Here is a 4732-nt window from a genome sequence, read left to right on the forward strand (position 1 = left end):
GCCAATCCATAAAAGGCGCAAGCTGTTTTATGGCGTCCCACCACATCCCCCGCCCACCCAATGCTGCGCCCCGTTCTATGGTTCTAGGGTGTTCTGCGTTTGCGGTGGGCTTAGTCCTTCGCGTTTCATTTTTCACTTGTAATTTAATGGCGCAGCGGTGGTCGTGTCGTGGTGGTTTGGAGTTTGTTCTTCAGGGGTATTTAATCTACGGCACGCTTTAGCATGTTGTACGACAGAATCGCTTGGTGATCACACGATTTAGAGTATTCGGTCTAAATGATTTTTGCCCCGAAATGCGTTAGACCAAATACTCTACGAAATTAAGGGGCGTGCGTTTTCCCTATCAAATCTAATCCGATGAAATGAAAGTCAGACCGAGCTTATTTTGGGTCTATGTAGGTTGGAAATCGTATTGATCCGAAGCCGCCGGAGTTATACGGAAACTTTCGACAACTTCTGATGTTCGCATCCTAGTCGCTAGGCTGTGCGGGCTTTCGATTGAGCGTGAGTATGATTAGCGTTATGATTGGTAATGTACAATTACGGATTAAATCCGTCTAATAAGCGTTATGCGACTCAGGGAAAAGGAGTTTCGAGTGGAAGAAATAATTGATGAGTTAGTAGCTCAGGGGTATGAGGTATCTGGCAGTAATTCAAGTATTCGAGTGAAAATGGGTGGGTTAACAGGTAAGGCTGTAATTCGTAAAAGTGCCTATTCAAATACTTTTGTAGTGGCGACTCATACTTGGACTCAGCTTATAGCCCTAACGCTTGTACTTTCTTCAACCCTATCGTCTATTTTAAGTCAGTGGGGACAGCCCGAATTAAGTGGTGCGATGTGGTTTAGTTTTTCGGTTGGCATTCCGGTAGTTATAATGGGGTTTGTATCTGCAGTTATTTCAGAAATTCATTTACAACCCGTCCGTCAGATCGTTCGAATGGCAAATTCAAAGCAACCACCACCAGTCGCATAACAAATAAGGATTAAGCGTTGCGTAGCCAACGTTAAATCCCAAGTGTTGAACAAGCCCGGGCCTCTATATTAGTAAATTGTGCGATCTGCTCTAGAAGGGTGGCGGCCTTGCGCGTCCTGCACGTCAGTTTTGCTATTTGCCATACCTGTAGTTATTCATTAACTGCTAATTTAGTAAAGGCACTGAAAAATAAATGTCCAAAAGCTTCTCAGGTTGATTTTTACCCGTGGCACTTCCTAGCTCGAAAGTGCCCCTTTTCGTGATAGATAAAGTAAACTCCATCCGTCTTACCTCTGGAGTTTCAATAGACTTGATTTTCTAATGCGGGCAAACTATCAGAGATAATCATCTAAGTGTGTAACTTAAACTAAGTTAGTGCCCTAGCATTGGTTTGTAATAATTGGATTGCCAGTTCGCGGTTTTGTTTTGAGGGGTCATTAGCAGTCATAAGTAATACTGCTTGGAGTATTGGATCAACCTTCGCTCGACCTCCTTCCTCGTGGTAGCGCAATAATCCACAGACTTCGATGGTTTTCCATCCTTTTCCGTGTTTATCCCCCTTATGTCGGTAAGTGATACCTGGTACAAGAGCCGTTATGTGATTTTCATACCTATCATAGTGTGCATGGATAATAGTGTAACTTAATGATCGTGTTGGAAAATTAATGTAACGATCTGACTTGGTTATTAACGATTGTCCTTTAAATCCATTACATTCTTTACATGAGACACAGAGGTTCTCTGGGTGAAACATCCATTTATCAAAATCATTTTTGTGCATTATATGTTCTAAATCCCAGTCGCCCCCATGCTTGGAAGGCTTGTGAACCTTACAATAAGCACAGCAAAACTCCTGTTGTTCAATATAATGCTTTTTCATTCTGTCTTTGAGTTGTTTTACGTCAGGATCCATCCACTTTTTATCTGGGGATACACTTTTGTTGAGTACTAATGCGACTATTGCCTTGTCATCTTCGCTAAGGACAAAAGGTGTCATAGGTAGCCCCCTGCTAATAAAGTCGAACGCATGATCCCCAGTAATACCCTGACTTTGTCGTGTTCATCCAATTTAGATTCAAAGCTCAATAGCCAGTTAGCGGTTGCTAATGTTTCCTCGGGAGGATTAGCTTCCTTACAGACAACATCCAAGACCTCAATAATTTGAGTAATCAAATATTCATTATTTTTACCTGGATTGTGGAACAATGTGGCCAGTTGATAATCTGCTGAGCGTTCTTTATGAGGATAAGCATTAATTAACTTTTGATTGACCATATCGTACACGCAACAATTTGAAGCGGAGATGTCTGACACAATCAAAGGTGAATGCGTGGCAATGAGGAAATGACATCCTTTATAACTAGAAAATGAGTCATTGAGGATGTCTACAAACTTCTCTTGCCACTGAGGATGAAGACTAATTTCGGGTTCATCGATACAAATTAAAGCATTGTCTTCAATGGAAGATATGATTCCCATAAAAAGAAGGAATAGACATTGTTCACCAGAACTCCGTCTCGATAAACAAGTGACTACTGAATTTTCTAAATTAAGTTCACCTTCTTGTTCTTGAGCTTCTCTCTCATTGACTGTTTGAATACTTTTTAAAGAAACGAGCCCTGACCGTAAAAGTTTTGCTATGGCGCGTTTAGAAAACTTATAATTTTCCCCAGGAGTTACATGTGTCAAAGCAAAAGAATTTCTGAGAATCCTTAAAACAAATGATGGATATTCAGACATAATCCGGCAAGTCTGTAGCATTTCTATTAACTCAGCAGTTTCATATTCTTTTAGAGCTTGCTGTAATATTAGCTGGGATTCTGGTTTCAACTTAAAGTCAATATGTGACCCATTTTTACCTATTTTTTCTAGTTCTTCACTGGATAAAGTTAGATTAAACTGTAAAGCTAAGTTATTACTAAAGTTGAACATTGCTAAAAATCTGGTGAGCGCCTCTTGCTTCCTTGTCTCTATGTGTTCATTAGTTTCTAGCAATTGTTGTATAGCTTTTGAAGCAATACGAACAGAGGGAGATAATGTAGGCAGGTAAGGTTTAGACCCAACATATGAGTAAAAACCACTGGGTATAATATCTAGTTTGTTTTGCCAGCTATCTTGAAATTTCTCAAATTGACTTGTGGATGCAGCGATGAGTTTTCTTGGAATCGGGTGATTGAATTCTTGTCCTATCAAAGGCCACTGGGATAAGTTTTCCTTTACGTAATGAAGGGCTGAATATACATGATGATTTTTACTTGCGAGTGCTTCTGCATAAATTAATTGATAGTAATTGCAGATGTCTTTAAGCAGCTCTGTTTTTCCGCATCCGTTGTTTCCAATAATGACGGTTACAGCATTACTGTCATCACACTTTTCCTCCCAGAGGGTATGTCCACTAATTTTATTTACTCGAAAACCCACGTTCCACTCTCAACACTATGTTTTTAATAGTATATTGTACATATAGGGGTATCAATTATCTATACACAGATAGTGTGTTGTCCCTACAAGTGTAAGACGAACCGTTGTTAATTTACGTGCATAGCCAGCTATTGATCTGTTCCAGGTAGACATGACACAGAGCTTAGCGACTTTTCCATACTTTTAGTTATTACTTTTAGTAAAGGCACTGACAAACTTTTGTCCAAAATCGCCATAGGTTGAATTTTTATCCGTGGCATTTTCTATCCCACAACTTTATAAAACTCTTTCCGTATTGTTGTATATCTACTTATTGAGTATGCAGAGTTTTGATATCATGATTCTAATTTGGACTTTCTGTTGAGGTTAAAAGTTGGCTAAAAAATCTGAGAAAAACGGAGTTCGCTCTATGATGGTCGTAGGTACAGACGTTACTAAATATGGCTACTATGACATTCGTGCCCTTAAACCTTTTTGTATTGATTCTAGAGAACACCCAAATCCAACTTACCAGATGAACGTTGCATTCCAAGAGGTTGATAGCGTTAAGTTGAACAAAAATAAATCTATTAGTTACTTTGTTCCAAACAATATTTCGCTACTACTTTCGAACAGTAAAAAAGCACTTCAACGTGCAGAAAAAATGCATAAAGACACGATATCTAAAAGCTATGATGAGGGTGAGCTTAGATCTGAAAAGTTATGGGAAAACTGTACTCTTATATCGGATTACATAGAGCTAGTTCAAACCGCTATAGTATTTGGTTATACCGCACTTGAAGCATTCGCAAACATCAGTATTCCTTCTGAATTTGTACATTATAAAGACAAACCAAAACAAGGAATTCAAGAATCTTATAATAAGGAAGGTATAGAACGTTGGCTCAGTTTGAGCGATAAATTTAAATCTCTATTACCTGAAATCTATAGCTGTAAACAGCTTCCGCAAAGCCTTTTCACCAAATTTAAGAATCTAGAGAAACTTAGAAACTCGATAATTCATCAAAAATCTATAGAAAGTACCGATTTTATGTACGATTACTTTAAAGCTGATGTTCTTGAATGTATAAAAGCTCCTGAAGAGATCATTACGTACTTTCAAAATAACAATACAATATCAACGACTGCTCAGTATAAAGCTCTTTTAGTGTGGCCTTGGATCGAGGGTGATGCAGCATACCCAGTTACTAAAGACCCTACACCTATATTGAATTGGATTGTCGATATGAAAAGCCCACATATGCGAAAAAGGTTAGAAAGTAAGTCTGTAGTGGCTGAGTGAATTTGAGCCTGTAATTTAAATTGTGTATCTGCTTATAATTAAGCCAGTCATGGCT

Annotated in this window: 5 protein-coding genes; 3 read left to right on the top strand and 2 right to left on the bottom strand. The window is 38.7% G+C overall.

Annotated elements, in window-relative coordinates; all coding sequences use genetic code 11:
- Both JC606_RS23495 and JC606_RS22705 read left to right on the top strand, forming a co-directional pair.
- On the top strand, positions 1-221 hold a 221-nt coding region (locus tag JC606_RS23495), incomplete at its 5' end, for a hypothetical protein (RefSeq protein ID WP_233090607.1).
- Positions 222-596: 375 nt separating this feature from the next.
- A complete protein-coding gene (locus JC606_RS22705) occupies positions 597-974 on the top strand; it encodes a hypothetical protein (RefSeq protein WP_198779497.1) in 378 nt (125 codons plus the stop codon).
- 367 nt (positions 975-1341) lie between these two features.
- Here JC606_RS22705 and JC606_RS22710 read toward each other — a convergent pair whose 3' ends face one another.
- The gene (locus JC606_RS22710) at positions 1342-1971 is read right to left on the bottom strand and encodes an HNH endonuclease (RefSeq protein ID WP_198779498.1); all 630 of its coding nucleotides are present in this window, start codon (positions 1969-1971) and stop codon (positions 1342-1344) included.
- Positions 1968-3395 (bottom strand): AAA family ATPase, encoded by a 1428-nt coding sequence (locus JC606_RS22715; protein ID WP_198779499.1) that lies wholly within the window; start codon positions 3393-3395, stop codon positions 1968-1970. The genes JC606_RS22710 and JC606_RS22715 overlap by 4 nt, the downstream gene beginning before the upstream one ends.
- Before the next feature lie 373 nt (positions 3396-3768).
- Between JC606_RS22715 and JC606_RS22720 the strand changes: the two genes are divergently transcribed.
- The gene (locus tag JC606_RS22720; protein WP_198779500.1) at positions 3769-4677 is read left to right on the top strand and encodes a hypothetical protein; all 909 of its coding nucleotides are present in this window, start codon (positions 3769-3771) and stop codon (positions 4675-4677) included.
- The last annotated feature ends 55 nt before the right edge of the window (positions 4678-4732 follow it).

The organism is Vibrio sp. IB15 (assembly GCF_016406055.1).
In the GTDB taxonomy this organism is placed as follows: Bacteria; Pseudomonadota; Gammaproteobacteria; order Enterobacterales; family Vibrionaceae; genus Vibrio; species Vibrio chagasii.

Coding starts and splice junctions, on each gene's coding strand:
- JC606_RS22710 (WP_198779498.1), bottom strand. CDS start 1,971: ATGACACCTTTTGTCCTTAGCGAAGATGACAAGGCAATAGTCGCATTA.